Raw genomic sequence first — 24,544 nt, forward strand, 5'->3', positions numbered from 1 at the left:
GCTCGTGAAGCGCACGCCGCGCCGCCCCCGCCGGCGCGCCCGGCGTCCGGCCCGCAGGCCCGACCCGCGCCGAGGTGCCTGGCCGGCGATCCGGCTGGCATTGCGCATCGTTGCGCTCGTGCTCGCCACCATTCCGCTCGCCGGCTTCGACAGCGTCGACGCGCTTCGCTTCCTGCACGGGCGCTGGCAGGGCGCGGCGGCGACGCTCACGATCAACGCGGACACCATGCAGGCCAATTCCGATCCGGAGCGGCCGTTCGATTGGAAGCCGTTCCGGGTGCGGAACGTGACCCCGCCCTGGCTCGTCTTCCTGATCGGCGAGGACGTCTACATCGTCACCATGGTGCCCGATCCGGACGAGATCAGTGTCTTCGTCGGCGGCCGGCCGGTCACGCTCAGGCGGATCGGCAAGGCCCGCGGACACTGGAACGGCTCCGAACGCGCGCCGTTTCCTGCCGAGGCCAAGGAACCTGCAGGACAGTGACATGAATTCGGGGTCGGAGCGGAGCAGCTCGCTTTGGATGGAGATCGACGCCGCCGAGGGTCCGCCCTCGCTCTCCGGAGAGGAGCGGGCCGACATCCTCGTCGTCGGCTCGGGGATCGCCGGCCTCTCCGCCGCCTATGAGCTGACGCAGGCCGGCCGCTCCGTGATCGTGCTCGACCGCGGTCCGCTCTCGGGCGGCATGTCGGCCCGAACCACGGCTCACCTCGCCTCCGACTGCGACGACTACTACCACGCGCTCGTCTCCAGCCTTGGCCTCGAGGCCGCCCGCACCTTCCATCAGAGCCACGTCGCTGCGATCAACCGGATCGAGGCGATCCAGGAGGCGGAGGCGATCGACTGCGACTTCGCACGCCTCGACGGCTATCTGTTCGCGGCGTCCGAAGGCGATGTCGGCCTGCTCGACCGCGAGCTGGAGGCGTGCCAGCGCGTCGGCGTCACCGGCGTCGAGCGCCTGGAGAGCGCGCCCCTGCCGGGCGCCGCCGGACGGGCCTGCCTGCGTTTTTCCGGCCAGGGCCGCTTTCATCCGCGCAAATACATGAACGGCCTCATCGCGGCGCTGCGGCGGGACGGCGCCCGGCTCTACGCCAACTCGCCCGTCGAGAGCGTGGAGGAGGCCGATGGCGGCGTGGTTGCGAAATGCGTCGGCGGCGCGCGCGTGCGCTGCGACGCGGCGGTGATCGCGACCAATTCGCCCGTCAACGACTGGATGGCGATCCACACCAAGCAGGCGCCGTACCGGACCTATGCCTTCGCCGCCCCGGTTCCGAAAGGCTCCGTGCCCGACGCTCTCTTCTGGGATACGGCCGATCCCTACCATTACGTCCGGCTGCAGCCCCGCAACGACGACGAGGACGTGCTCATCGTGGGCGGCGAGGACCACAAGACCGGCCATGCCGGCGCCGACGAGATCCGGGAGCGGATCGAGCGCCTGGAGGCCTGGGCGCGGGGGTTCTTCCCCACGATGGGGATCGTGGAGCGGATCTGGTCGGGCCAGGTGCTGGAGCCGACCGACCGGCTCCCCTACATCGGGCGCAATCACGGCAACGCCGCGATCTATGTCGCGACCGGAGATTCCGGACAGGGCATGACGAGCGGGGTGGCCGCCGGCATCCTTCTGCGGGAGCTCGTACTCGGCCGCGAGCATGCCTGGGCGGCGGCCTTCGACCCGCGCCGAAAGCCGGCCTCGGTCGCCGCCGCGACGGAATATCTGAAGGAGAACCTCGATGTCGCCGCCCGCATGCTGGCGCATGTGACGCCGGGCGAGGTGAAGAGCGTGGAGGATCTGCCGCCGGGCAGCGGCGCGATCATACGCAGGGGCCTCGGCAAGATCGCGGCCTACAGGGCTGAGAGCGGCAGGCTCTATCTCCATTCGGCGAGTTGCACCCATGCCGGCTGCGTCCTCGAATGGAATCCCTTCGAGATGTGCTGGGACTGCCCCTGCCACGGGTCGCAGTTCGCGCCAGACGGCGAGGTGCTGAACGGACCCGCCATCCACCCGCTCCGCAATCCGGACTGAGGCGGCGGACGGAATCCCGGAAAGCGTCAAGAGCGGCACCGGCCGCGTCATGGCCGCGCCCGGGCGCGGGCGCTAGTTCCCTTCGTGCAAGATGCGATGGGAGGGCGCCTATGCGGACGCAGGTCGGAATTCTCGGGGCCGGGCCGGCCGGGCTCCTGCTGTCCCATCTTCTCCACCTCGAGGGGATCGATTCGGTGGTCCTCGAGGACCGCAGCCGATCCTATGTCGAGAACCGCATCCGCGCCGGCGTGCTCGAGCAGGTCACCGTCGACCTCCTCAACGACACGGGCCTCGGGGAGCGCATGCAGCGCGAGGGGCTCGTCCATCACGGCGTCGAGTTCGCCTTCGCCGGGCGCCGGCACCGGATCGATTTCGCCGATCTCACCGGCGGCAAGGCCATCACGGTCTACGGCCAGCACGAGGTGGTTAGGGACATGATCGCCGCCCGCCTCGCCGCGGGCGGCCAAATCCTTTTCGAGGCGCGCGCCACCGCCGTCGAGGACATCGAGAGCGAGCGCCCGCGCATCCGTTACGAGCACGAGGGCGAGGTGCGCGAGCTCGCCTGCGACTTCATCGCGGCCTGCGACGGCTTCCACGGCATCGGCCGGGCGGCGGTCTCGGACGGGCTGCGGGTCTACGAGCGCCATTATCCGTTCGGCTGGCTCGGCATCCTCGCCGATGCCCCGCCGGCGACCGAAGAGCTCGTCTATTCGCGCCACGAGACCGGCTTTTCGCTGCTCAGCATGCGTTCGCCGCAGATGGCCCGGCTCTATCTCCAGTGCGATCCCGAGGACGACCTGAAGAACTGGCCGGACGAGCGCATCTGGGCGGAGCTCCACACCCGGCTCGAGGTCGGCGGCGGCCCTGCCGTGCCGGAGGGCCCGATCCTGCAGAAGAGCATCACGGCGATGCGGAGCTTCGTGGTCGAGCCGATGCAGGCCGGGCGGCTGTTCCTCGCGGGCGATGCCGCGCATATCGTTCCGCCGACCGGCGCCAAGGGCATGAACCTCGCCGTCGGCGACATCGTCGTCCTCGCCCGCGCGCTTGCCGGATATTTCCGGCAGAACCGCACGGACGGGCTCGAGACCTATTCCGACGTCTGCCTGCGGCGGATCTGGAAGGCCCAGCGCTTCTCGTGGTGGATGACCTCGATGCTCCACATCTTTCCCGACGCGACGGCTTTCGACGACCGGCTGCAGCTCGCCGAACTTGACTACGTCACCGGCTCCCGGCCGGCGCTGCAGGCGCTCGCCGAGAACTATGTCGGGCTGCCTTTCGGCTGACGGGCCCGCTCCGCGGCCGGGGCCGGCGCACTTGCGGGCCGCCGCCGCGGAGCGTAGAGAGGCCGTTCCGCACGTCTTGCAGGTTCGCGGATGGCCGAGACTCCGTCTGTTGCCGAAGCGTCGCTGCCGCTTGAGCGCGACTTCTTCCTGCGCTCGTTGCTTCGGCAACTCTCGGGCACGCTCGAGGACGTCGTCGGGCTCGACGAGGCGTCAGGCTATATCAGCGTGGTCGGCGGGGCGATGGGAGAGGACATCGACGCCGCCTACCGCACCGCGCTCAAGGTGGAACGCCTGAGCCCGCGCCAGGTGAGCGAGGTTCTCGTCGACCTGAAGCGCCGCATCCAGGGCGATTTCTACGTGGTGGAGGAGACCGCCGACCGCATCGTGCTCGGCAATCGCCGATGTCCGTTCGGCGCGATGGTGGCCGGCCGCCCGTCGCTCTGCATGATGACCTCCAACGTCTTCGGCCGCATCGCGGCGGACAATATCGGCTATGCCAGGGTCGAGATCCCGCGCGCGATCGCGAAGGGCGACCGGGAGTGCCTGGTCGTGGTCCATCTGAATCCCTCGGCGAAGGCGGAGCCGAGCGCACGCGAATATTTCGGGCGGGTGGACGCGGCCCGCGGATGAGTGCGGGCGTCCTCTCGGATTTCGATCGTCTGTTCAACCTCTTGCAGGAGCCGACCTTCGTTCTCGGACCGGATGGAAGCATCGTCAGGGCGAACCCGGCGGGCGAGAAGCTCCTCGGCGGCGCGGCGCCGGATGCCCTTCTCGCAAGCGTCGCCGATCCGCTCCACCTGCGGCGCCTGATCGCGACCGCGTCCGGCATGGGAAGCCCGATTCCCGGTGCGATCGTCGTCGGGCCGGACGGAGAGCGCGCGCGCCTGAAGGTGCGGGCGGCGCGTTTCGGGGGCGACGGGCCGCGGCCGGCCGTGCTGCTCCAGGTCTTTCCCGGCGAGAGCGAGTTCGCCGTCCTCACGCGGAAGGTGCGCGAGCTCAACGACGAGATCCGCCAGCGGCGGGCGGCCGAGGTTGCGCTTGCCGCGGCGCTCCGCAGCAGCCGGAGCATGCTGAACGAGCTGCACCACAGCGTCCGCAACACGACGCAGATGCTGCTCGCCATGCTGGCGGACGCACGCCGGGCCGCCGGCGGGGCGACCGCCGAGGACGTGCTGACAGTGCTGCGGCGGCGGGTTCTCGGGCTCGCGGCCGCCCAGCAGCTCCTCTACCGCTCCGACCGGATGAACAGCGTCGCCGCGCGCGCTTTGCTCCAGAACGTCCTTTCCGGCCTTCGGGAGGAGCTCGGGTCCGTCCGCGTCCGGCTCGATGTCTCCGACGTCGAGCTTTCCAACGAGGTGGCGGTCCCGGTCGCGCTCCTCGCAGCCGAACTTGCCGCCGCCGCGGGCCGGGCAATATCGGTAGCAGGCGAAGGAACTCTCGTGATAGGGCTGCGTTCCCGGGCGGGTGGGTACGAACTTTCGGTCGGGTGCCATGGATTGCCGGGGCGGGACCTCGTCGACCATGGACTGGATGTCCGCGCCGTCAAAGGATTGGTCCTCCAGATGGGCGGGGTGCTCGCGGCTTCCGAAGGACCCGAATACGTCATCAGCTTCCACGACATGCACAGCAAGGGGGCTCTCCCGTGAGACGATCGGAACATCGTGCCGCCTCGCGAGCCGCTACGTCCGGCCCGGCGGAGCGCCGCTCCCGTCCGCGGGTGCACCCGCGCGCGCTCCGGCGCGCCCCGCAGCTCGCGCCGGAACGGCATTGCGGATCGGGCGATGACGACGGCCGCTCGCCGCCGGGCGGTCCGGACTCCCTGACCGGGGGGCTCTTCCGTCCGTCCCGGTCGGAGCTTCCGAAACCCGGCGCCGGCCAGGCCAGCCCCTCCCGGATCCTCATCGTCGAGGACGAGTGGTTCATCGCGATGGAGAGCGACGCCATCCTGCGCGAGAGCGGCTATACCGTGGTGGGAATGGCGATGACCGCGGACGACGCGGTCGAGCTCGTCGGGCGGGAACGGCCCGATCTCGTGCTGATGGACATCCGGCTGCGTGGCGAGCGGGACGGCATCGACGCCGCGATCGAGATCCGCGAGCGCTTCGGCGTAGCCTGCCTGTTCGCCACCGCCCATTCGGAGGCGGCACTGCGGGAGCGCGGCTCCGCCGCCGCGCCGGCGGGCTGGATCACGAAGCCGTTCTCCGAGCAGCAGCTTCTGACCGCGGTGCAGAACGCCCTCCAGGCACGGCAGTGATCCGCGGGCGCCCGAGCGCGCCGGCACCGCTTCCCGCCAGCCATGCGGTCTCCCGCGCCGTCGGCGGAACTTCGGACGCCGCGCCCGGGCAGATCACGCCCTGTTCACAATCGTCGTGTCACACATCGTCCGAACGCTGGACCAGACTTGATGTCCAAGATCGACAGCTTCCTCGCGCGCCGCCGCATCGCCTATTTCTCGATGGAGATCGCCCTTTCGCCGGCGATCCACACCTATTCCGGGGGGCTCGGCGTGCTGGCGGGCGACGTCGCCCGCTCCTGCGCCGATCTCGACCTGCCGGTCGTCTTCGTCACGCTCCTGAGCGAGTCGGGCTACCTCCGGCAGGAGATCGACGCCGCGGGCCGGCAGGTGGAGCACGCGGATCCGTGGAACCCCGCGCAACATGCGGTGCCGCTCGAGGCGATGGTGGCCGTCGAGATCGAGGGCCGGCGCGTCTGGATCCGGCCCTGGCTCTACGTGCTGACCTGTCCGCTCGGCAATACCGTCCCGGTGATCCTGCTCGACACCGACATCCAGCAGAATGCGGAGAGTGACCGGCTCCTGACGGACCGCCTCTATGGCGGCGACCTGGCGTACCGCATCAAGCAGGAGATCGTGCTCGGAATCGGCGGCGAGCGCATCCTGCGCGCGCTCGGCTTCACGATCTTCAAGTACCACCTCAACGAAGGACACGCCGCCTTCCTGGCGCTCAGCCTTCTCAAGTCCTACCGGCGGCGGACGAACACCTGGGGCGGCTCGCTCCTCTACGAGGTCGACCCGGTCCGCGACCTCTGCATCTTCACCACCCATACGCCGGTCGAAGCGGGCCACGACCGTTTCCCCTACGATCTCGTGCAGGGCACGCTCGGCGATTTCATCGAACTCGAGCAGCTGAAGCTGCTGGCGGGCGAGCAGGAGCTCAACATGACCCGGCTCGCGCTCAATCTGAGCGGCTTCGTGAACGGCGTCGCCCGCCGCCATTCCGAGACCGCGCAACGCATGTTTCCGGGCTACACGATCCGGGCGATCACGAACGGCGTGCACGCGCCGACCTGGACCCATCCGAAATTCGCGGAAAAGTTCGAGGCCGCCGCCCCCGGCTGGAGCCACGAGCCCGAGATCCTCGCCAGGATCGACGAGCTGCCGGACGAGCCGATCTGGGCGGCGCATGCCGCCGCCAAGCACGAGCTCGTCGCCAAGGTGGCGGAGCTGACCGGCGCGGCGATGGATCCGGAGCGCCCGATCCTTGCCTTTGCCCGCCGCATGACGGGCTACAAGCGGCCGGACCTCCTGTTCACGGATCTCGGGGAGCTCACCCGCATCGCGGCGGAGCGGCCGTTCCAGATCGTGATGGCCGGCAAGGCGCACCCGAACGATGCCGAGGGCAAGCGCCTGATCGAGGTCGTCCACCGGCATATCGGCGCGCTCGAGGGCAAGGTCGCCGTCGCGTTCCTGCCGAACTACGATTTCGCGCTCGCCCGCTATCTGGTCGCCGGCGCCGACATCTGGCTCAACACGCCGATGCCCCCGCTCGAGGCGTCCGGCACGAGCGGGATGAAGGCCGCGATCAACGGGGTCCTCAATTTCAGCGTCCTCGACGGCTGGTGGGTGGAGGCCTGCACGGAGGGCGTGACCGGCTGGGCGATCGGAAAGGACCACGAGACGGGGTCCGATTCGGCGGCCGAGCTCTACGAGAAGCTCGGAAACACCGTGCTGCCGCTCTGGTACGACGACAGGCCACGCTGGATCTGGATGATGAAGCAGTCGATCTCGAAGATCGGCTCGTACTTCAACACCCAGCGGATGATGCGCCGCTATGCCACGGAAGCCTATCTCGGCTGAGCCGGCTCCGGCATCGCCTCGCCCATCTCGCCGAGGAGCCGCTCCACGTCGGCGCGTCGGCAGAGCTCGGTGCCGGGCGTGAGGACGGCGGCGGCGCCCGCGGCGACGCCGAGCGCGAAGGCCGCGCGCGGCGCCATCCCCGTCGAAAGGCCGTGCACCATCGCGCCGAGGAAGCTGTCGCCCGCCCCGACCGCGGAGCGCGCCTTCACCTGCGGCGCGGCAAGCCGGTGGACCTCGTCGCGGGTCGCGAGCAGGGCGCCATCCGCGCCGAGCGTGAGCGCGACCATTTCCGCGGCCCCGCTCCGGGCGAGCGCGCGCGCCGCCTCGTCCTGCGCGGCCGGCTCGCGGAGCGGCCGCCCCGAGAACGCTTCGAGTTCGGAAAGGCTCGGCTTGACCAGATGGAGTCCGCCCCGGCGCAGCGCCGCGACCAGGGCGTCGCCGGACGTGTCGAGCACAAACTTCGCGCCGGCGGCCGCCGTCGTCTCCGCCAGCTCGGCGTAGACCTCCGTGCGGATGCCGCGCGGCAGGCTCCCGCTCGCGACGAAATAGCGGCAGCGGACCGCGTGTACGAGTTCGGCGCAGGCCGCCGTCTCGGCGTCGGCAATCTCGGGCCCGTCCGGCACGAAGCGGTACTCCCGCCCGGTCGAGGCCTCGTAGACCATGTAGCTGATGCGCGTGTGCCCGGCGATGCGGACGAGCCGGCGCGGGATGCCCTCGCGGCCGAGAAGCTCGTCGAGAAGCGCGCCGGTCGCGCCGCCGGCAAGCGCGACGGCGAGCGCCTCGCCGCCCAGCTCGTGCACGACGCGCGCAACATTGATGCCGCCGCCGCCCGGGTCGTAGCGTTCGTTCGTCGTGCGCACCTTGTGCGTCGGGACGACCGTTTCCGCCTCGCTCGAGCCGTCGATGGTCGGGTTGAGCGTCAGCGTCACGATGGGCGTGACGAGCCCGGAAACCGCGCCCTGGTACCAGCCGGACCGGGCGAGGCAGCGCATCCCCGCCTGGTCCGCCTGCGCCAGCCATTCGCGGGCGGTGCGCCCGCCGATCCGGGCCTCGGGGCAGAGATCGACGAGCGGCGCGAGCGCGAAGGCCCGCTCGGTCAGCCGCGCATGCGGGATCTGGAGCCCGTCTTCGGCGATCTCGATCTCGCCGTAGAGCAGGATGTCGATGTCGATGGTGCGCGGGCCCCAGCGCTCCGCCCGCGTCCTGCCCATGCCCTTCTCGACGGCGAGCACGGCGTCGAGCAGCGCATGCGGATCGAGGTCCGTCTCGACCAGGGCCGCCGCATTGAGGAAGGCCGGCTGGTCGGTGACGCCCCAGGGCGGGCTCTCGTAGAGGGCCGAAATGCCGATCATCCGGACGCGGGCGAGCGCGGAGAGGCGCTCGAGCGCCGCCGCGATGTTGGCCATGCGGTCGCCGAGATTGGCGCCGAGCCCGAGGACGGCGCGGATCAACGCCGTGCCTGCCCGGCCGGCCGTGCGGCGCGTATCGCGGTCGCGACCTTTGCCGCGTCGACATGGGGGGCGACGTCGTGGGCGCGGATGATGGCGGCGCCGGCGAGCATGGCGGCGACATGGGCCGCGATCGTCGCCGCGAGGCGGTCGCCGGCCCCGCGCCCCGTCAGCCGTCCGAGCAGCGACTTCCGCGACATGCCGACGAGGAGGGGAAGGCCCGGCGCGGCGAGCTCCGGCAGGCGGGCGAGGAGCTCGAGCTGCTGTTCCGGCGTCTTGCCGAAACCGAAGCCCGGATCGAGCACGATCCGGTCCGCCGGCACGCCGGCCGCATGCGCGAGCGCGAGCGAGCGGTCGAAGAAGCGGAGGCAGGCGAGGACGGGATCCCCCTCGGTGCCGGCCGAGGAGCCGAGCAGGCCGGGATTGTGCATGATCACGAGGCCGGCCCCGTGCTCGGCCGCCACCGCGGCCATGTCGGGATCGCCCTGCAGGCCCCTTACGTCGTTCACCACATGCGCCCCGGCCCGCAGGGCGGCGTCGGCCACCTCGGCCTTGATCGTATCGACGGAGATCGCGGTCCCGCCCGCCGACAGCGCCTCGATGACGGGCAGGATGCGCCGCCGCTCCTCGCCGGCGGTGACGGGCTCCGCGTTCGGCCGGGTCGATTCCCCGCCTATGTCGAGGATCGCCGCCCCGTCGGCGGCCATGCGGCGGCCCTCCGCGATCGCGCTCGCAGCCTCGAAGAAGCGGCCGCCGTCCGAAAACGAATCCGGCGTGACGTTCACGACGCCCATGACGAGCGCGGGGGCGGCGGCGCCGGCAGCCGTCCTGCGGCGCAGGAGTTCGGCGAAGGGCCGGCCGCGATCCGGGCCGGTTGCCGTCGGGACTGCGTTTCCAGAGGCGCCGATCATCGGCGCCACCGCTAGCCCATGCGCCTCCGCGAGGCAATCGAGCCGGCGGCGTTTACGCGGCCTTAGAGCCGCCTGGCGTATCGGGCGTGGAACGCATCCGACGGAGAGGGGCCATGGCGGAGACGAGGCTCTCCATCCTACATGTCGTGCGGTCGCCGATCGGCGGGATCTTCCGCCACATCGCCGATCTCGCGCTGGCGCAGACAAGGGCCGGTCACCGGGTCGGCATCCTCTGCGATTCCTCGACGGGTGGCGCATTCGAGGCCGAGATGATCGCGCGCCTCGCGCCGGAGATCGCCGAGGGCGTCGAGCGGATCCCCATGACGCGCGCGATCGGGCCGCGGGACCTGCCGACCGTGCTCGCCGTCGCCCGCACCGCCCGCAGGCTGCGACCCGACGTCATTCATGCGCACGGCGCCAAGGGCGGCGTCTACGGGCGCCTCGCCGGCGCGCTCGAGCGCAGGCGCGGACGGCCGGTCTGCGCCTTCTATGCGCCGCACGGGGGCAGCCTGCACTACGATCCGAAATCGCTCGAGGGCCGGGTCTACTTCAAGGTGGAGCGCGCGCTCGAGCACCTGACCGACGGCCTCGTCCACGTCTCCCGCTACGAGCAGCAGACCTACCGCGAGAAGGTCGGCATTCCCCGCTGCCCCGCCCATGTCGTGCACAACGGCCTCCGCCCCGAGGAGTTCGATCCGGTGTCGCCCGCGCCGGACCCGGTCGACTTTCTCTATATCGGCATGATGCGCGACCTGAAGGGCGTCGATCTCTTCATCGAGGCGCTCCGCGCGACGGCGCGGTCGAATCCGGCCGTGCGGGCCGTCCTCGTGGGGGACGGTGAGCCTGCGGACATGGTGCGCTACCGCGCCATGGTGGCGGAAGCTGGTCTGGGCGAACGGGTCCGCTTCGAGCCGCCGATGCCCGCGCGCGGCGCCTTCGCCCTGGCGCGCACGATCGTCGTTCCGTCGCGCGCGGAATCGCTGCCCTATATCGTGCTGGAGGCCGGCGCCGCCGGCCTGCCGATGATCGCGACCCGGGTCGGCGGGATTCCCGAGATCTTCGAGGGCGAGGCCGACAAGCTCGTCGCGCCGGGAAGTGCCGCCGCGCTTGCGGCCGCAATGGCCGGCGCGCTCGGCGATCCCGCGCGGATGGCGGACGACGCGGCGCGCCGGCGCGGGCGTCTCTCCCGCCAGTTCTCGCTCGCGCACATGGTCGAAAGCATCGAGGCCATCTACCGGGCCGCGCTCGCGCGGAGGATCCCCGGCAGCCGGCCGGGCGACTCCGGCAACGATCCCGGCCGGCCGGGAGAAAGTGCGCGCGCCGCTTGACGGAACTCCCGCCTGTCGGTCTCGTTCCGCCGCCTGGCGGCGCAGCGGGAGACAGGGAGCAGATGGCGGCGGAAGACGGTCGTAACCTCGATTCGAGCTCGGTGCGCGACGCCTATCGCAGGTGGGCACCGGTCTATGACGTCGTCTTCGGCAAGGTGATGGAGGCCGGGCGGCTGGCCGCCGCCCGTGCGGCGAGCCGCCCCGGCATCCGCCTGCTCGAGGTCGGCGTCGGCACCGGCATCGCGCTGCCGGCCTACGATCCGACCTGCCGCGTGACCGGCATCGACCTTTCGCACGAAATGCTCCTGCGGGCCGCAAGGCGCGTCGCGGAGGAGCGGCTTTCGAACGTCGACGGTCTCGCGGTGATGGACGCGGCGCGGCTCGCCTTTCCAAACGCCGCGTTCGACGCCGCCGTCGCGATGTTCCTCATCACGGTCGTGCCCGACGTGCCGGGCGTTCTCGCGGAGATGGAGCGCGTCGTCCGGCCGGGCGGGGAGGTGGTCCTCGTGAACCATTTCGCGGCACGGTCCGGCCCGCGCGCGGCGATCGAACGGATGATGGCCCCGCATGCGCGACGGCTCGGCTGGCACCCCGATTTCCCGATCGAGGCGGTGACCGGGCAGACCCGGCTCGCGCTCGTCGAGGTCCGCCCGGTCCGGCCGTTCGGAATCTTCACCCTTCTCCGCTTTCGCAAGAACGTCGCATAGAATCGGTCAGACTGACTTGATGCCGGCGGCGGCCGCCGCACCGCCGTCTGCCTTGGAGCCGAAATGGCTGACACGGATACGTCGAACAGCGACGAGCGTTTCGCGGCTCTTGTCGCCGATCGCCTCGCCGCGGCGAGGATTCCGCTTGGCGCGACGGCGCTCGTGCTTGCCGTCGGCGCGGCGCTCGGGCTCGCTTCGCTCGATTTCGCCGCAATCGCCTTCGTGGTCGTCCTCTTCGCGACGGGGTTCCTGCCGCGGCGGGCGATCGTCCCGGGCGCGCGCCGCGCCGCGCTGGCCTCCGGCGCCGTCTGGCCCGGCACGTCGATCAAGGCGGTGGTCGCCGCCCTCCAGGATCCGGCGATCGTGCTCGACCGCACCGGCGTGGTCCGGTTCCTCAACGAGAGGGCTTCGTCCGCCTTCCCGCTGACGCGGGTCGGCAACCTGCTGGCGCTCACCTTCCGCTCGCCGGATCTCGTGCAGGCCATCACGGACGTGCTGGAAGGCCGCCGCTCCAGCGTCCAGTACAACGAGGGCGGCCAGGGCGGCCGGACGTTCTCCGTCGTCTTCAGCCCGATCCACGAACCGTCGGGCGGGGATGCGTTCGCGCTCGTCGTCTTCGACGACATCACCGACCGTCTGGCGGTCGCGCGCATGCGCTCGGACTTCGTGGCGAATGCCAGCCACGAACTTCGCACGCCGCTCGCCTCCCTGACCGGGTTCATCGAGACCCTGCTCGGCCCGGCGCGGAACGATCCCGCGGTCGCGGAGCGGTTCCTGAGGATCATGCTCGAGCAGGCCAACCGGATGCGCCGCCTTCTCGACGACCTCCTCTCGCTGTCGCGGCTCGAAATGCGCGTCCACCGGCGCCCGACGGAGAGCGTCGACGTCGTCACCGCGCTCCGCCACGTGGTCGATGCGCTCGCCCCGGTCGCGGAGCGCTACGGCGTGGAGGTCACGCTCGATCTGCCGGACAGGCCGGTCGCGGTCCGCGGCGAGCCCGACGAGCTCGTCCAGGTCTTCCAGAACCTCGTCGAGAACGCGATCAAGTACGGCGCAAGCGGCAAGAAGGTGGCGATCAAGGCCGAGAGGATCTGCGCCGACGGCGGCCGCGACCAGGTCCGCGTGCGCGTGCGGGACCATGGTCCCGGCATTGCGGCCGAACACATTCCCCGCCTCACGGAGCGCTTCTATCGCGTCGATGTCGGCGCGAGCCGCGAATTGCAGGGTACCGGACTGGGACTCGCGATCGTGAAGCACATCCTCACGCGCCATCGCGGCACGCTTGCGATCGAGAGCGAGCTCGGCCGCGGCTCGGAATTCACCGTACTTCTGCCAGCCGTCGTCGCGGAAGTCGAAAACGCTAATAAACCCAATAGTTTGTGATGTAATCGAAATGTCGCATCGGCGACATAAAATAAGAGACGAGGACCAATAGGGTCCCGGCCGTAGCGTCGCCCTTGGGCGCGCAGGCGGCACCTCGGCCGCAACTCAACAGGGAGCCATTCCATGAAGCTTCACACGCTAGCGGCTGCGGCCGGCCTGGCGCTCGGCACGCTGGCCGGCGTTGCGCAGGCTGCGGACATTTCCGGCGCGGGCGCCACCTTCCCCTACCCGATCTATGCGAAGTGGGCGGATGCCTACAAGAAGGAGACCGGCAACGGCCTCAACTACCAGTCGATCGGCTCCGGCGGCGGCATCAAGCAGATCAAGGCGAAGACCGTTACGTTCGGCGCCACCGACGCCCCGCTGAAGGGCGAGGATCTGGACGAGGCCGGCCTCGCGCAGTTCCCGACCGTGATGGGCGGCATCGTGCCGGTCGTGAACCTCAAGGGCGTCGAGCCGGGCGAGCTCGTCCTCGACGGCGATACGGTCGCCAAGATCTTCATGGGCGAGATCACCTCGTGGGACGACGCGGCGATCAAGAAGCTCAATCCCGACGCGCAGCTGCCCTCGCAGGCGATCGCGGTCGTCCATCGTTCCGACGGCTCCGGCACGACCTTCAACTTCACCTACTACCTGGCCGAGGTCAGCCCGGAGTGGAAGGAGAAGGTCGGCTCGGCGACTGCGGTCGAGTGGCCGGTCGGCATCGGCGCGAAGGGCAATGAGGGCGTGTCGAACAATGTCGGCCAGACCGACGGCTCGATCGGCTATGTCGAGTATGCCTATGCCAAGCAGAACAAGCTGATCTACGCCGATCTCATCAACAAGGACGGCCAGAAGGTCGAGCCGACCGCGGAGTCCTTCTCGGCGGCGGCTGCGAACGCCGACTGGAAGAGCGTTCCGGGCTACGGCGTGATCCTCGCCAACCAGCCGGGCGCCACCTCCTGGCCGATGACGGCGGCGACCTTCATCCTCATCCACAAGGACCCGAAGGATCCGGCCGCGGCCGCCGAGGCGCTGAAGTTCTTCGACTGGGCCTACGCGAAGGGCGACGAGATGGCGCTCGAGCTCGACTACGTCCCGATGCCGGACAATGTCGTCGAGAGCATCCGCGCGATGTGGGCCGAGCAGATCCAGGCCAACGGCAAGCCGGTCTACACGGCGCAGAAGTAGGAACGATCCGGGCGAGGGCCGGGGCGGCTTCCGCCGCCCCGGCCCCGACCTGCCGTCTCACCGTCACTCTCAGGAAGTCGTCATGTCAGAGCTTGCCGTCGGCGGTATCTCACGCGCGGAGCCTGTGCGCATCGCGGAGCGCGGCGCGCGGATCGCGCGTCAGAAGGTGAGCGACAGCGCCTTCCGCACCTCCACCTTCATCGCCGCGGTGATGGTTCTCGTGCTGCTCGGCGGCGTGCTCGTCTCGCTGATCTACGGCTCATGGCCCGCATTGCGGACCTTCGGCTTCACCTCCTTCCTGACCACCGAGGCGTGGAACCCCGTCACCGAGAAGTTCGGCGCGCTCGCCCCGGTCTACGGCACGATCGTCACGTCGATCATCGCGATGGCGATCGGGATCCCGATCAGCCTCGGCATCGCGACCTTCCTGACCGAATTCTGCCCGATGTGGCTGAGGCGGCCGATCGGTATCGCCATTGAGCTCCTCGCCGGCATTCCGAGCATCATCTACGGCATCTGGGGCCTGTTCGTGTTCGCGCCCTTCCTGCAGCGGAACGTTCAGCCCTTCTTCATCGAGCTCTTCCACGGCGTACCGGTGCTCAACAACCTGTTCGCGGGCCCGCCCTACGGCATCGGCATCTTCACCGCGGGCCTCGTGCTCGCGATCATGGTCCTGCCCTTCATCACCGCCATCACGCGCGACGTCTACCTGACGGTGCCGCCGGTGCTCAAGGAGGCCGCCTACGGCATCGGCTGCACCTCGCGAGAGGTGGTGCGGAAGGTCGTGCTGCCCTATTCGCGGGTGGGCGTGATCGGAGGCGTCATGCTCGGCCTCGGCCGCGCCCTCGGCGAGACCATGGCGGTTACCTTCGTCATCGGCAACGCGCACCGGATCACGCCGTCGCTGTTCGCGCCGGGCACCACGATCTCGGCCAGCATCGCCAACGAGTTCACCGAGGCGGAGGGCGAACTCTACACCTCGTCGCTCATCGCGCTCGGCCTGATCCTCTTCATCATCACGTTCATCGTTCTCGCCGCCGCGCGCTACATGCTCATGCGCATCGAGAGGAGGGTGGGTTGACCGACAAGTCTCTCTATGCGGGCCGCAGACGCCGCGACATCATCTTCCGCGGGCTCTCGATCGGCGCGACGGCGTTCGGCCTGGTCTGGCTCGCTTTGATCCTCGGGACCCTGTTCTGGGAAGGCGCGAGCGGATTGAACCTCGCCGTCTTCACCGAGATGACGCCGCCGCCCGGTTCGGCAGGCGGCCTTCTCAACGCCATCGTCGGCAGCCTCATCCTGACCGGGATCGGCGTGGCCGTCGGGACCCCGATCGGCATTCTCGCCGGCACCTACATGGCGGAATACGGGCGGCGCAGCCGGCTGACGATGGTCGTCCGGTTCATCAACGATATCCTGCTCTCCGCGCCCTCGATCGTCGTCGGCCTCTTCGTCTACGAGGTCATGGTCGTGCAGATGGGCCACTTCTCGGCCTGGGCGGGCGGCGTGGCGCTGGCGATCCTGGTGCTTCCGGTCGTCGTCCGCACCACTGAGGACATGCTTCTCCTGGTGCCGGACAGCCTCCGCGAGGCGGCCTCGGCGATCGGCATGACGCGCTGGGTCGTGATCCGCGGCGTCACCTACCGGGCCGCGCGCGCAGGCATCGTCACCGGCGTGCTCCTCGCCATCGCGCGCATCAGCGGCGAGACGGCGCCGCTCCTCTTCACGGCGCTCAACAACCAGTTCTTCAGCCTCGATCTGAACGCGCCGATGGCAAGCCTCCCGACGATCATCTTCCAGTTCGCGTTGAGCCCGTATGACGACTGGCAGCAGCTCGCCTGGACCGGCGCGCTCATCATCACGCTCGCCGTGCTGACGCTCAACATCGTCGCCCGCGTCTTCTCACGGTCAGGATCAGGCCAATGAATGCTCCCATGGTAGAGGCAAAAGCGCTGGCGAAGAAAATCGCCGTCTCGAATCTCGAATTCTATTACGGGGATTCGAAGGCGCTGAAATCGATCAACCTGCCGCTCTACGAGAAGAAGGTGACCGCCTTCATCGGCCCGTCGGGCTGCGGGAAGTCGACGCTGCTGCGCATCTTCAACCGGATCTACGATCTCTATCCGCGCCAGCGCGCGGAGGGCGAGGTCCTGCTCGACGGGAAGAACATTCTCGACCCGAGCGTGGACGTGAACCTTCTGCGCTCGCGCGTCGGCATGGTGTTCCAGAAGCCGACGCCGTTTCCGATGTCGATCTACGAGAACATCGCCTTCGGGCTCCGCCTCTACGAGAAGCTCGGCCGGTCGGAAATCGACGCGCGCGTGGAAGCGGCGCTGAGCCGGGCAGCGCTCTGGACCGAGGTGAAGGACAAGCTCAACGCCAGCGGCCTCAGCCTTTCCGGCGGGCAGCAGCAGCGGCTCTGCATCGCCCGGACGATCGCCGTCCAGCCGGAGGTCGTGCTCCTCGACGAGCCGGCCTCGGCGCTCGACCCGATCTCGACCTCGAAGATCGAGGAGCTGATCGACGAGCTCAAGGCGGACTATACGATCGCGATCGTCACCCACAACATGCAGCAGGCGGCGCGCGTCTCGGACTACACTGCCTTCATGTATCTCGGCGAGCTCGTCGAGTTCGACGAGACGAGCCGCATCTTCACGGCGCCGCGCGACCAGCGCACGCAGGACTACATTACCGGCCGGTTCGGCTGAGAGAGGAACGTGTGATGAAGCAGCATACCGTCACCGCGTTCGACGAGGATCTGAGCGCGCTCGCGAGCGCGATCGCCACGATGGGCGGGCTTGCCGAGCAGCTCGTCGCCCAATCGGTCCAGGCCCTCCTGAAGTCGGACCCCGAGCTCGCCCAGCAATGCATCACCGCCGACAAGAAGATCGACGAGCTCGAGCGGCAGATCGAGGAGCGGGCGATCACGATCATCGCCCGGCGCCAGCCGATGGCGCAGGACCTCCGCGAGATCATCGCCGCGCTCAGGATCGCCACCGATCTCGAGCGCGTCGCCGATCTCGGCAAGAACATCGCGCGCCGCGCGCTCGCGATCGACGCCCAGAAGTTCGGCCAGCGCCTGTTCGTCGGGATCGAGCATCTCTCCGCCCTCGGGCTCGAGCAGATGAAGCTGGTGCTCGACAGCTACGCCGCCCGCGACGTCGCCAAGGCGCGCGAAGTCTGGGCCAAGGACGACGATATCGACGCGGTCTACACCTCGCTCTTCCGCGAGCTGCTCACCTACATGATGGAGGATCCGCGCAATATCGGCATGTGCACGCATCTCCTGTTCTGCGCCAAGAACATCGAGCGGATCGGCGACCACGCGACCAACATAGCGGAGACGATCTGCTACCTCGTGACCGGCGAGCCGTTCGACGAGGCGCGCCAGAGCAGCACGACGCGCCTCACCCAGGCGGAGCAGGCCTGAGATGGCGAGGCCGCTCGTTCTTGTCGTGGAGGACGAGGAGCCGCTGACGATCCTTCTGCGCTACAATCTCGAGGCGGAGGGCTTCGCGGTCGAGACGATCGGGCGGGGCGACGAGGCAGAGATCCGGCTGCGCGAGCACCAGCCCGATCTCCTCGTTCTCGACTGGATGCTGCCCGGACTTTCCGGGATCGAGCTCTGCCGGCGGTTGCGCAGCCGCGAGGAGACGGCCCAGATGCCGATCCTCATGCTGACGGCACGCGGAGAGGAAGACGAGCGCGTTCGCGGGCTCGCCACCGGCGCCGACGATTATGTGGTGAAGCCCTTCTCCGTTCCGGAGCTGATGGCCCGCATCAAGGCGCTCCTGCGCCGTACGCGGCCGGACACGGTGACGACGCTCCTCAAGGCGGGCGATCTCGAGCTCGACCGCGAGACGTTCCGGGTGCGGCGCGGCGGCCGCGAGATCCATCTCGGGCCGACGGAGTTCCGGCTTCTCGAGTTCCTGATGCGCAGTCCGGGCCGGGTCTTCAGCCGCGAGCAGCTCCTGGACGGCGTGTGGGGCCGGGACGTCTATGTCGACGAGCGCACCGTCGACGTCCATGTCGGCCGTCTTCGCCGGGCGCTCAATCGCGGCCGGGCCCGCGACCCCATCCGCACCGTGCGCGGCGCCGGCTATTCCTTCAACGAGCAGTTCGAACGCGCCTGACGGAGGCGCCCGGCGGGGCGCTTCCGGTCCGGCCTGCGGTCAGGCGTGGGCGCGCTTCATGCGGCGGCGCGGGTCGGGCGTCTGATAGGCGATCCCGGCGTGATACTCGCAATAGGGCAGGCCTTCGAGCGACTGGTGGCCGCAGAAATGGAAGTCCGCGTGGCCGGGGTCGCCGATCGGCCATTTGCAGGTCTGCTCGGTCAGCTTCTCGATCGGAAGCCGCTTGGCGATCGGCACGACGAGCGCGTGCTTCCTTTCCGCGAGGGGCACGGGCGCCGGCGCGTGGAGCGGGCTGAGCGCGAGGGCGCCGACCGTCGCCGGGGTCGTGTGCTTGCGGGCGGCCGGCGCCGGCACCTGGGTGGTGCGGCGCTGGCGCTTGGTGGTCGTCGTCGGTTGTCCCCGGCCCGACAGGCCGAGCCTGTGGATCTTGCCGATCACCGCGTTGCGGGTGGCGCCGCCGGCGAGCTCGGCTGCAATCTGGCTGGCGCTTCTGCCCTCCTGCCAGAGCCTCTTCAGGAGCTCGACTCGTTCATCGGTCCAGGACATGTGGTCTCCTCGGCACCTTCATGATTGCCGCATCGATCCGAATCCCGCCACGCCCGCGAGTGCCCACGCATCCGCGCCCGACGCAAGAACTTGATTGGGATTCGGTCCAACGCACGACATGTCGTGCTTTACGTTTCGAAAATTATAAGGGCGGTGACTCGGCCACAAGAGTCCCCGAATCTTTTCCAAGCCTTTCGGCGGCGGATTGCGCGAAGTGAGTCGGGAATGCCACACTCCCGCCGGGTTCGCGCCGCCCCGCTCGCGCCGCGACAGCGCAGCCGGTTCGTCGGCTACCTGTCCGGGCGCCGGATGCGGGTCCGGCGCGCCGGCGCGTCCGGCTGCCGCGGGGAATTGCGCGCTTTCCGGCCCGCATGATAAGATGTTTCCGTATTGGCAGCCGCCCGCGGGCGGCTTTTTGATTTCTCAGAACCAGGCAGACCAATGTCCAACGAGGCCGCAGCGGATTCCGCCCTCTATTCAACCTACGCCCGCGCCGATCTCACCTTCGAGCGCGGAGAGGGGGCGTGGCTGATCGCCACCGACGGGCGACGCTATCTCGACTTCATGGGCGGGATCGCCGTCAACAGCCTCGGCCACGCGCATCCGCATCTCGTCGCGGCGCTGAAGGACCAGGCCGAGAAGCTCTGGCACGTCTCCAACATCTTTCAGATCGAGGGGCAGCGGCGGCTCGCCGCGCGGCTCGCCGCGGCAACCTTCGCCGACCGCGTCTTCTTCGGCAATTCCGGTGCCGAGGCGATCGAGGCGGCGATCAAGACGGCGCGCCGCTACCATTTCGTGAAGGGCCGGCCCGAGCGCTACCGCATCATCACCTTCGAGGGCGCCTTCCACGGCCGCACGCTCGCCGCGATCGCGGCCGGCGGGCAGAAGAAGTACCTGGAGGGCTTCGGGCCGCCGGTCGCCGGCTTCGACCAGGTCCCGTTCGGCGACCGCAAGGCGGTCGAGGCGGCGATCGGGCCCGAGACGGCCGCGATCCTCGTCGAGCCGATCCAGGGCGAGGGCGGCATCCGCGCCTTCCCGCCGGAGGAGCTGCGCTGGCTGCGCGCGCTCTGCGACGAGCACGGCCTTCTCCTCGTCCTCGACGAGATCCAGACCGGGGTGGGGCGCACCGGGCGGCTGTTCGCCTACGAATGGGCCGGCATCACGCCGGACATCATGGCGATCGCCAAGGGCATCGGCGGCGGCTTTCCGCTCGGCGCGTGCCTCGCCACCGAGGAAGCCGCCTCGGGCATGACCGTCGGCACGCACGGGACCACCTTCGGCGGCAATCTCCTCGCCATGGCAGTGGGCAACGCCGTGCTCGACGTGGTGCTCGCGGAGGGCTTCCTCGAGCGTGTCCGCACGGTCGGCGTGCTCCTGAAGCAGAAGCTCGCGGGCATCGTCGACGCCTATCCGGCGGTGCTCGAGGAGCTGCGCGGCGAGGGCCTGATGCTCGGGCTGAAGTGCCGGGTGCCGAACGGCGAGGTCGCCGCCGCCGCGCGCGAGGCGGGGCTCCTGCTCGTCGCGGCCGGCGACAATGTGGTGCGCCTCCTGCCGGCCCTCACCATCGAGGACCGCGAGGTGGAGGAGGCGGTCGCGCGGCTCGACCGGGCGCTCGCCCGGATCGCGAGGCGGGAAGCAGCGGAATGAATGCCGTCGCGACGCCCGGACAGCGGGTCCGGCACTTCCTCGATCTGACCGACCTCCCCGCGGCGACGCTTCGCGAGATCCTCGAGGAGAGCCGGCGGATGAAGGCGGACCGGGCCGGCGCCAGGCCGCTCTCCGGCCGCACGCTCGCGATGATCTTCGAGCGTCCCTCGACGCGCACGCGCGTCTCCTTCGATGTCGGCATGCGCCAGCTCGGCGGCGAAACCATCGTGCTCACCGGCGACGAGATGCAGCTCGGCCGGGGCGAGACGATCGCCGACACCGCGCGCGTGCTGTCGCGCTATGTCGACGGCATCATGATCCGGATCCTCGACCACGATGCGCTCCTCGAGCTCGCCGAAAACGCGACCGTGCCGGTCATCAACGGCCTGACGCAGGTCTCGCATCCCTGCCAGATCATGGCCGACGTCATGACCTTCGAGGAGCACCGCGGCCCGATCGCCGGGCGCAAGATCGCCTGGTCCGGCGACGCCAACAACGTGCTCGCCTCCTGGGTCCACGCGGCCGGCAAGTTCGAGTTCCGGCTCGACGTCGCAACCCCGCCGGAGCTGCCGCCGGACGCGGAGCTCGTGGAATGGGCGCGCCGCTCCGGCGCCGATGTCCGGTTCGGCGAGGATCCCGAGGCCGCGGCGTCGGACGCCGACTGCGTGGTCACGGACACCTGGGTGTCCATGGGGGATGACGAAGCCGAGCGGCGACACAATATATTGAGGCCATACCAGGTGAATCAGACCCTGATGGCCCGCGCCCGGCCCGGCGCGATCTTCATGCATTGCCTTCCGGCGCATCGCGGCGAGGAGGTGACGGCGGAGGTCTTCGACGGGCCGCAATCGGTCGTCTTCGACGAGGCCGAGAACCGGCTCCACGCCCAGAAGGGCATTCTCGCCTGGTGCCTGAGCAATCTGGACTGACGAGAGACATGCAAGAGGACAGAGTTACGGACGACCGGGCACTGCCGTTCCAGGTCGAAGGCCTCGACGTGCGCGGTCGCGTGGTCACGCTCGGCCACTCGATCGACACGATCCTGAGCCGTCACGATTTCCCCCGGCCGGTGAAGGTGCTGGTGGGAGAGGCGGCGGTGCTGGCGTCGCTGCTTGCGACGTCGCTCAAGGATGTCGGCCGCTTCATCCTGCAGACGCAGACTGACGGGCCGGTGTCGATGATCGTGGTCGACGTCAGGACGCCGGGCCAGATCCGCGCCACGGCCTCCTTCAACGCCGCGGCGGTGAGCGAGGCGGAATCCGAGGGCCGTGCCGATTCCGGCTCGCTGCTCGGCCGCGGCACGCTCGCCATGACCATCGAGCAGGGCAAGACGCAGCAGCGCTATCAGGGCTACGTCCCGCTCGAGGCCGAGAGCCTGCAGGAGGCCGCCCACACCTATTTCCGGCAGTCGGAGCAGATCCCGACCCGCATCAGGCTCGCCGTCGCGGAGATGTTCGACCGCGGCGCCGATGGCGCGGCGCGGCAGAGCTGGCGTGCGGGCGGCATCATCGGGCAGTTCCTGCCGGATTCGCTCGAGCGCATCCCGGTCCGGGACCTTCCGGGCGGCGACGCGCCGGAGGGGGCCGAATACGAGGATCCGGAGGACGACGATGCCTGGGTCGAGGCCGTCTCGCTCCTCGACACTGTCGAGGACCACGAGCTGACCGATCCCGACATCGAGGCGGAGCGCCTGCTCTTCCGGCTCTTCCACCAGCGCGGGGTCCGCGTCTTCGCGCCGACCGCGCTGCAGGACCGCTGCTCGTGCTCGCGCGAGCGCGTGCGGCAGGTGCTTGCGCAGTTCTCGCCGGAGGAGATCCTGGAATCGACCGTGGACGGCCGGATCGACGTGCGCTGCGAGTTCTGCGGCGTGCACTATCCGTTCGATCCGAAGGAATTCCTCCAGGAGAACTGAGCGCGCTCAGTTGAGGACGGGGCGGGCGTCCGGCAGATCGAGCGAGAAGGCGGGGATGGCGATCGTGATCATGTCGCCGTCCGCGCCGATCGCCTGGTAGGTGCCGACCATGATGCCGGACGGCGTCGGCAGCGGGCAGCCGCTCGTATAGGTGAAGCGTGCGCCGGGCTTGATGACCGGCTGCTCGCCCACGACGCCGAGGCCGCGCACGTCCTCCACCCGGCCGTTCTGGTCGGTGATGACCCAGTGGCGGGCGAGGATCTGGATCGGCTCGTCCGAGCCGTTTTCGATGGCGACCGTGTAGGCCCAGAAGAATCTCGGTTCGGTCGGATCCGATTCGTCGTCGAGATATTTGGGTTCGACGGTCACCCGGACGCCATTGCTGGTCTTGGAATACATCTTGGGGTCGCCCCGGGGTTCGCCGCAGGCCTCTGTGCGCCCGCTCGCGCGCCGGCGCAAGCCTGGCGCCCGCCTCTGGACGCGAGGAAGCCCGGCGCGTGCCGGGCTCCCGCTTCCCGTGCCGAGGTTCAGGCGGCCGGGCGGAACTCGCCGAACAGCTTTCCGACAGCGGTCTTGGTCGGCTCGCTCGCGTCCTGCGCCACCTTGGCCATCGTGCTCTGCAGGTCCTTCGTGTAGCTGACGAAGAAGTCGAAGCGCTCCCGCACGAAGGTGCTCTGCAGCTCGATCGCGTCGGCGAGCGAGGTCACGCCCATCATCTGGCGCGCGAGCTCGAAGCTCGCATCGGCCTGGGCCTTGGCGGCGTCGAGCGTCTTCAGGTTCATCTCGAGCAGCCCGTTCCGGGTCGTCTCCAGCGTGTCGCCCATCGCGTCGGTGGTCTCCTCCGCGCCCGTCTTCATCCTGGCATAGAGGTCGCGCGACTGGTTGATGCTGCGCTCCGTCCAGGAGCGGAAGATCTCGGGCACGTCGAAGGCGGAGGCGCGGAAGGCCTCGGTGGCGCGCGCCTCGGCGGCCTTTGCCGCCTCGCCGGCGGCGCTCGCGGTCTGCTCCGCAACCGTCTCCATCTGGTTGGCGGCTCCCGCCATTGCGGCGGCGGTCTGCCCCGCCGCTTCGCTTGCCGCCGGCTTCGCCCTGCGGGCCGGCTTCTCGCTCGGTACTCCGGTATCGGCCATGACAGCCTCCTGTGTGTCTGTCCGTCTTGGCCGATATATAGAACTGCCGATTGTGCAGTGCAACATGCTTGTGGCGCAAACCGGTGCCGGCCGGGCCGCGCGGGTTAACCATCCGGCCGGAAACGGGGCATTTCGCAGTCCGGAAGACTGGCCTGACCCTTATCAGTGGACTAACCTTCTGTTAACCACACAAGATGCAGGGTCCGAGGGGCGGTCCATGATGCATTGGCGCGATGCAGCGCTGACCTTCAGCGGAATGCCCGAACTGGCGAGGTGGCTCGCTTCGCCGGTCCCGGTCTGGCTGTGGTCGCGCGATGCCCGCCTTCTCCTGTGGGCCAATCCGGCCGGCGGGAGAGAACTCGGACTCCGCCACTTCTCCGATCTCGCCTCCGTCGAGCTTGCGCCGCAAGACCCGCTCCGGCGCGGGCTGGAGAGCGCCGCGCGGAATGCTGGCGAGGCCGGGACGCTCGCCCGCCTCCGCTTCCCCGGCTTCCGGGTGGGGCCACTGCTCTGCCGGGTCCGGCGGCTGAGGAGCCCCCAGGGCGAGCGCGTGCTCCTCGTCGAGGCGCTCGATGCCCGCCCGCATTGGGGCATCGAGTCGGACCTGCTCTCCTTCTTCTCGGGCGCGGATTTCCGCGCCGTCCTGGTCGGCCCGGAACTGCCGCCGGGCGAGCCGGCGGACGCGCGGGTCGTCGACGGGCGCGGGCTCGTCGCGCTTCCCAATCCGTCGGGGGTGGCGGGGCTCGCGATCGTTCCGCGCGAAGCCGGGCCGCCCGCCACGCACGCGTCCGGTCAGGACGTGCCGGCACCCGGCCCGCCGCCCCCGGCC

The 24,544-nt window shown here is 69.6% G+C and carries 24 protein-coding genes and 1 pseudogene; 20 read left to right on the forward strand and 5 right to left on the reverse strand.

What is annotated here, in order from left to right; all coding sequences use genetic code 11:
• From E4O86_RS16095 to glgP, 7 genes are all read left to right on the forward strand, one after another.
• Window positions 1–484, forward strand: a 484-nt coding sequence (locus E4O86_RS16095; RefSeq protein ID WP_205520921.1) for a hypothetical protein, incomplete at its 5' end; no start/stop codon positions are given.
• A 1-nt stretch (window position 485) separates the two neighbouring features.
• Window positions 486–2,021 (forward strand): FAD-dependent oxidoreductase, encoded by a 1,536-nt coding sequence (locus E4O86_RS16100; RefSeq protein WP_161141576.1) that lies wholly within the window; start codon window positions 486–488, stop codon window positions 2,019–2,021.
• A gap of 110 nt (window positions 2,022–2,131) precedes the next feature.
• The gene (gene pobA, locus E4O86_RS16105; protein WP_161141577.1) at window positions 2,132–3,304 is read left to right on the forward strand and encodes a 4-hydroxybenzoate 3-monooxygenase; all 1,173 of its coding nucleotides are present in this window, start codon (window positions 2,132–2,134) and stop codon (window positions 3,302–3,304) included.
• Window positions 3,305–3,394: 90 nt separating this feature from the next.
• Entirely contained in the window at window positions 3,395–3,934 is a 540-nt protein-coding gene (locus tag E4O86_RS16110) for a methanogen output domain 1-containing protein (RefSeq protein ID WP_161141578.1), read from the forward strand.
• A complete protein-coding gene (locus tag E4O86_RS16115; protein ID WP_161141579.1) occupies window positions 3,931–4,950 on the forward strand; it encodes a histidine kinase dimerization/phosphoacceptor domain -containing protein in 1,020 nt (339 codons plus the stop codon). The genes E4O86_RS16110 and E4O86_RS16115 overlap by 4 nt, the downstream gene beginning before the upstream one ends.
• Entirely contained in the window at window positions 4,947–5,558 is a 612-nt protein-coding gene (locus E4O86_RS23645) for a response regulator (RefSeq protein ID WP_161141580.1), read from the forward strand. The genes E4O86_RS16115 and E4O86_RS23645 overlap by 4 nt, the downstream gene beginning before the upstream one ends.
• A gap of 150 nt (window positions 5,559–5,708) precedes the next feature.
• Entirely contained in the window at window positions 5,709–7,400 is a 1,692-nt protein-coding gene (gene glgP / locus E4O86_RS16125; RefSeq protein WP_161141581.1) for an alpha-glucan family phosphorylase, read from the forward strand.
• Here the strand turns inward: glgP and folK are convergent.
• The gene (gene folK, locus E4O86_RS16130; RefSeq protein ID WP_161141582.1) at window positions 7,388–8,851 is read right to left on the reverse strand and encodes a 2-amino-4-hydroxy-6-hydroxymethyldihydropteridine diphosphokinase; all 1,464 of its coding nucleotides are present in this window, start codon (window positions 8,849–8,851) and stop codon (window positions 7,388–7,390) included. The two genes, glgP and folK, sit on opposite strands and share 13 nt — an antisense overlap.
• Window positions 8,848–9,642, reverse strand: a complete 795-nt coding sequence (gene folP, locus E4O86_RS16135; protein WP_425500134.1) for a dihydropteroate synthase — start codon at window positions 9,640–9,642, stop codon at window positions 8,848–8,850. Before folP ends, folK begins: the two co-directional genes overlap by 4 nt.
• 230 nt (window positions 9,643–9,872) lie before the next feature.
• On the opposite strand from folP, the gene E4O86_RS16140 reads away from it, so the two are divergent.
• The 9 genes from E4O86_RS16140 (at window position 9,873) to phoB (ending at window position 18,480) form a co-directional block, all read left to right on the forward strand.
• Complete coding sequence (locus tag E4O86_RS16140; RefSeq protein WP_161141583.1) at window positions 9,873–11,087, forward strand: glycosyltransferase family 4 protein; 1,215 nt, start codon at window positions 9,873–9,875, stop codon at window positions 11,085–11,087.
• Between the two features lie 62 nt (window positions 11,088–11,149).
• Window positions 11,150–11,794, forward strand: coding sequence for a class I SAM-dependent methyltransferase (locus tag E4O86_RS16145; protein ID WP_161141584.1), 645 nt, complete (start codon window positions 11,150–11,152; stop codon window positions 11,792–11,794).
• A gap of 63 nt (window positions 11,795–11,857) precedes the next feature.
• Window positions 11,858–13,177 carry an ATP-binding protein gene (locus E4O86_RS16150; protein ID WP_161141585.1) on the forward strand — a complete coding sequence of 440 codons (1,320 nt, stop codon included), beginning with the start codon at window positions 11,858–11,860 and terminating at the stop codon, window positions 13,175–13,177.
• A gap of 123 nt (window positions 13,178–13,300) precedes the next feature.
• Complete coding sequence (gene pstS, locus E4O86_RS16155; RefSeq protein ID WP_161141586.1) at window positions 13,301–14,347, forward strand: phosphate ABC transporter substrate-binding protein PstS; 1,047 nt, start codon at window positions 13,301–13,303, stop codon at window positions 14,345–14,347.
• A gap of 211 nt (window positions 14,348–14,558) precedes the next feature.
• Window positions 14,559–15,428, forward strand: coding sequence for a phosphate ABC transporter permease subunit PstC (gene pstC, locus E4O86_RS16160; protein WP_246206447.1), 870 nt, complete (start codon window positions 14,559–14,561; stop codon window positions 15,426–15,428).
• A 38-nt stretch (window positions 15,429–15,466) separates the two neighbouring features.
• Window positions 15,467–16,273 (forward strand): phosphate ABC transporter permease PstA, encoded by an 807-nt coding sequence (gene pstA, locus E4O86_RS16165; protein ID WP_425500135.1) that lies wholly within the window; start codon window positions 15,467–15,469, stop codon window positions 16,271–16,273.
• Complete coding sequence (pstB, locus tag E4O86_RS16170) at window positions 16,270–17,055, forward strand: phosphate ABC transporter ATP-binding protein PstB (RefSeq protein ID WP_161141589.1); 786 nt, start codon at window positions 16,270–16,272, stop codon at window positions 17,053–17,055. Before pstA ends, pstB begins: the two co-directional genes overlap by 4 nt.
• A gap of 14 nt (window positions 17,056–17,069) precedes the next feature.
• Entirely contained in the window at window positions 17,070–17,777 is a 708-nt protein-coding gene (gene phoU, locus E4O86_RS16175; protein ID WP_161141590.1) for a phosphate signaling complex protein PhoU, read from the forward strand.
• A gap of 1 nt (window position 17,778) precedes the next feature.
• Window positions 17,779–18,480, forward strand: a complete 702-nt coding sequence (gene phoB, locus E4O86_RS16180) for a phosphate regulon transcriptional regulator PhoB (protein ID WP_161141591.1) — start codon at window positions 17,779–17,781, stop codon at window positions 18,478–18,480.
• 39 nt (window positions 18,481–18,519) lie between these two features.
• On the opposite strand, the gene E4O86_RS16185 is transcribed toward phoB, so the two are convergent.
• Window positions 18,520–19,026, reverse strand: a complete 507-nt coding sequence (locus tag E4O86_RS16185; RefSeq protein WP_161141592.1) for a GcrA family cell cycle regulator — start codon at window positions 19,024–19,026, stop codon at window positions 18,520–18,522.
• A gap of 441 nt (window positions 19,027–19,467) precedes the next feature.
• Between E4O86_RS16185 and E4O86_RS16190 the strand changes: the two genes are divergently transcribed.
• From E4O86_RS16190 to E4O86_RS16200, 3 genes are read left to right on the forward strand one after another with little or no spacing between them, the layout of a single operon-like run.
• Window positions 19,468–20,673, forward strand: a complete 1,206-nt coding sequence (locus E4O86_RS16190; RefSeq protein ID WP_161141593.1) for an aspartate aminotransferase family protein — start codon at window positions 19,468–19,470, stop codon at window positions 20,671–20,673.
• Window positions 20,670–21,602 carry an ornithine carbamoyltransferase gene (argF, locus tag E4O86_RS16195; RefSeq protein ID WP_161141594.1) on the forward strand — a complete coding sequence of 311 codons (933 nt, stop codon included), beginning with the start codon at window positions 20,670–20,672 and terminating at the stop codon, window positions 21,600–21,602. Before E4O86_RS16190 ends, argF begins: the two co-directional genes overlap by 4 nt.
• 8 nt (window positions 21,603–21,610) lie before the next feature.
• Entirely contained in the window at window positions 21,611–22,585 is a 975-nt protein-coding gene (locus E4O86_RS16200; RefSeq protein ID WP_161141595.1) for an Hsp33 family molecular chaperone, read from the forward strand.
• Window positions 22,586–22,591: 6 nt separating this feature from the next.
• On the opposite strand, the gene apaG is transcribed toward E4O86_RS16200, so the two are convergent.
• Together apaG and E4O86_RS16210 are read right to left on the reverse strand one after the other, a co-directional pair.
• Complete coding sequence (apaG, locus tag E4O86_RS16205; protein WP_161141596.1) at window positions 22,592–22,984, reverse strand: Co2+/Mg2+ efflux protein ApaG; 393 nt, start codon at window positions 22,982–22,984, stop codon at window positions 22,592–22,594.
• 128 nt (window positions 22,985–23,112) lie between these two features.
• Complete coding sequence (locus E4O86_RS16210; protein ID WP_161141597.1) at window positions 23,113–23,715, reverse strand: phasin family protein; 603 nt, start codon at window positions 23,713–23,715, stop codon at window positions 23,113–23,115.
• Window positions 23,716–23,932: 217 nt separating this feature from the next.
• Between E4O86_RS16210 and E4O86_RS16215 the strand changes: the two are divergent.
• Window positions 23,933–24,544, forward strand: a pseudogene (locus E4O86_RS16215) (hypothetical protein); the annotation flags it as partial.

Origin of the sequence: Propylenella binzhouense, assembly GCF_009866965.1 — a bacterium.
In the GTDB taxonomy this organism is placed as follows: Bacteria; Pseudomonadota; Alphaproteobacteria; order Rhizobiales; family Afifellaceae; genus Propylenella; species Propylenella binzhouense.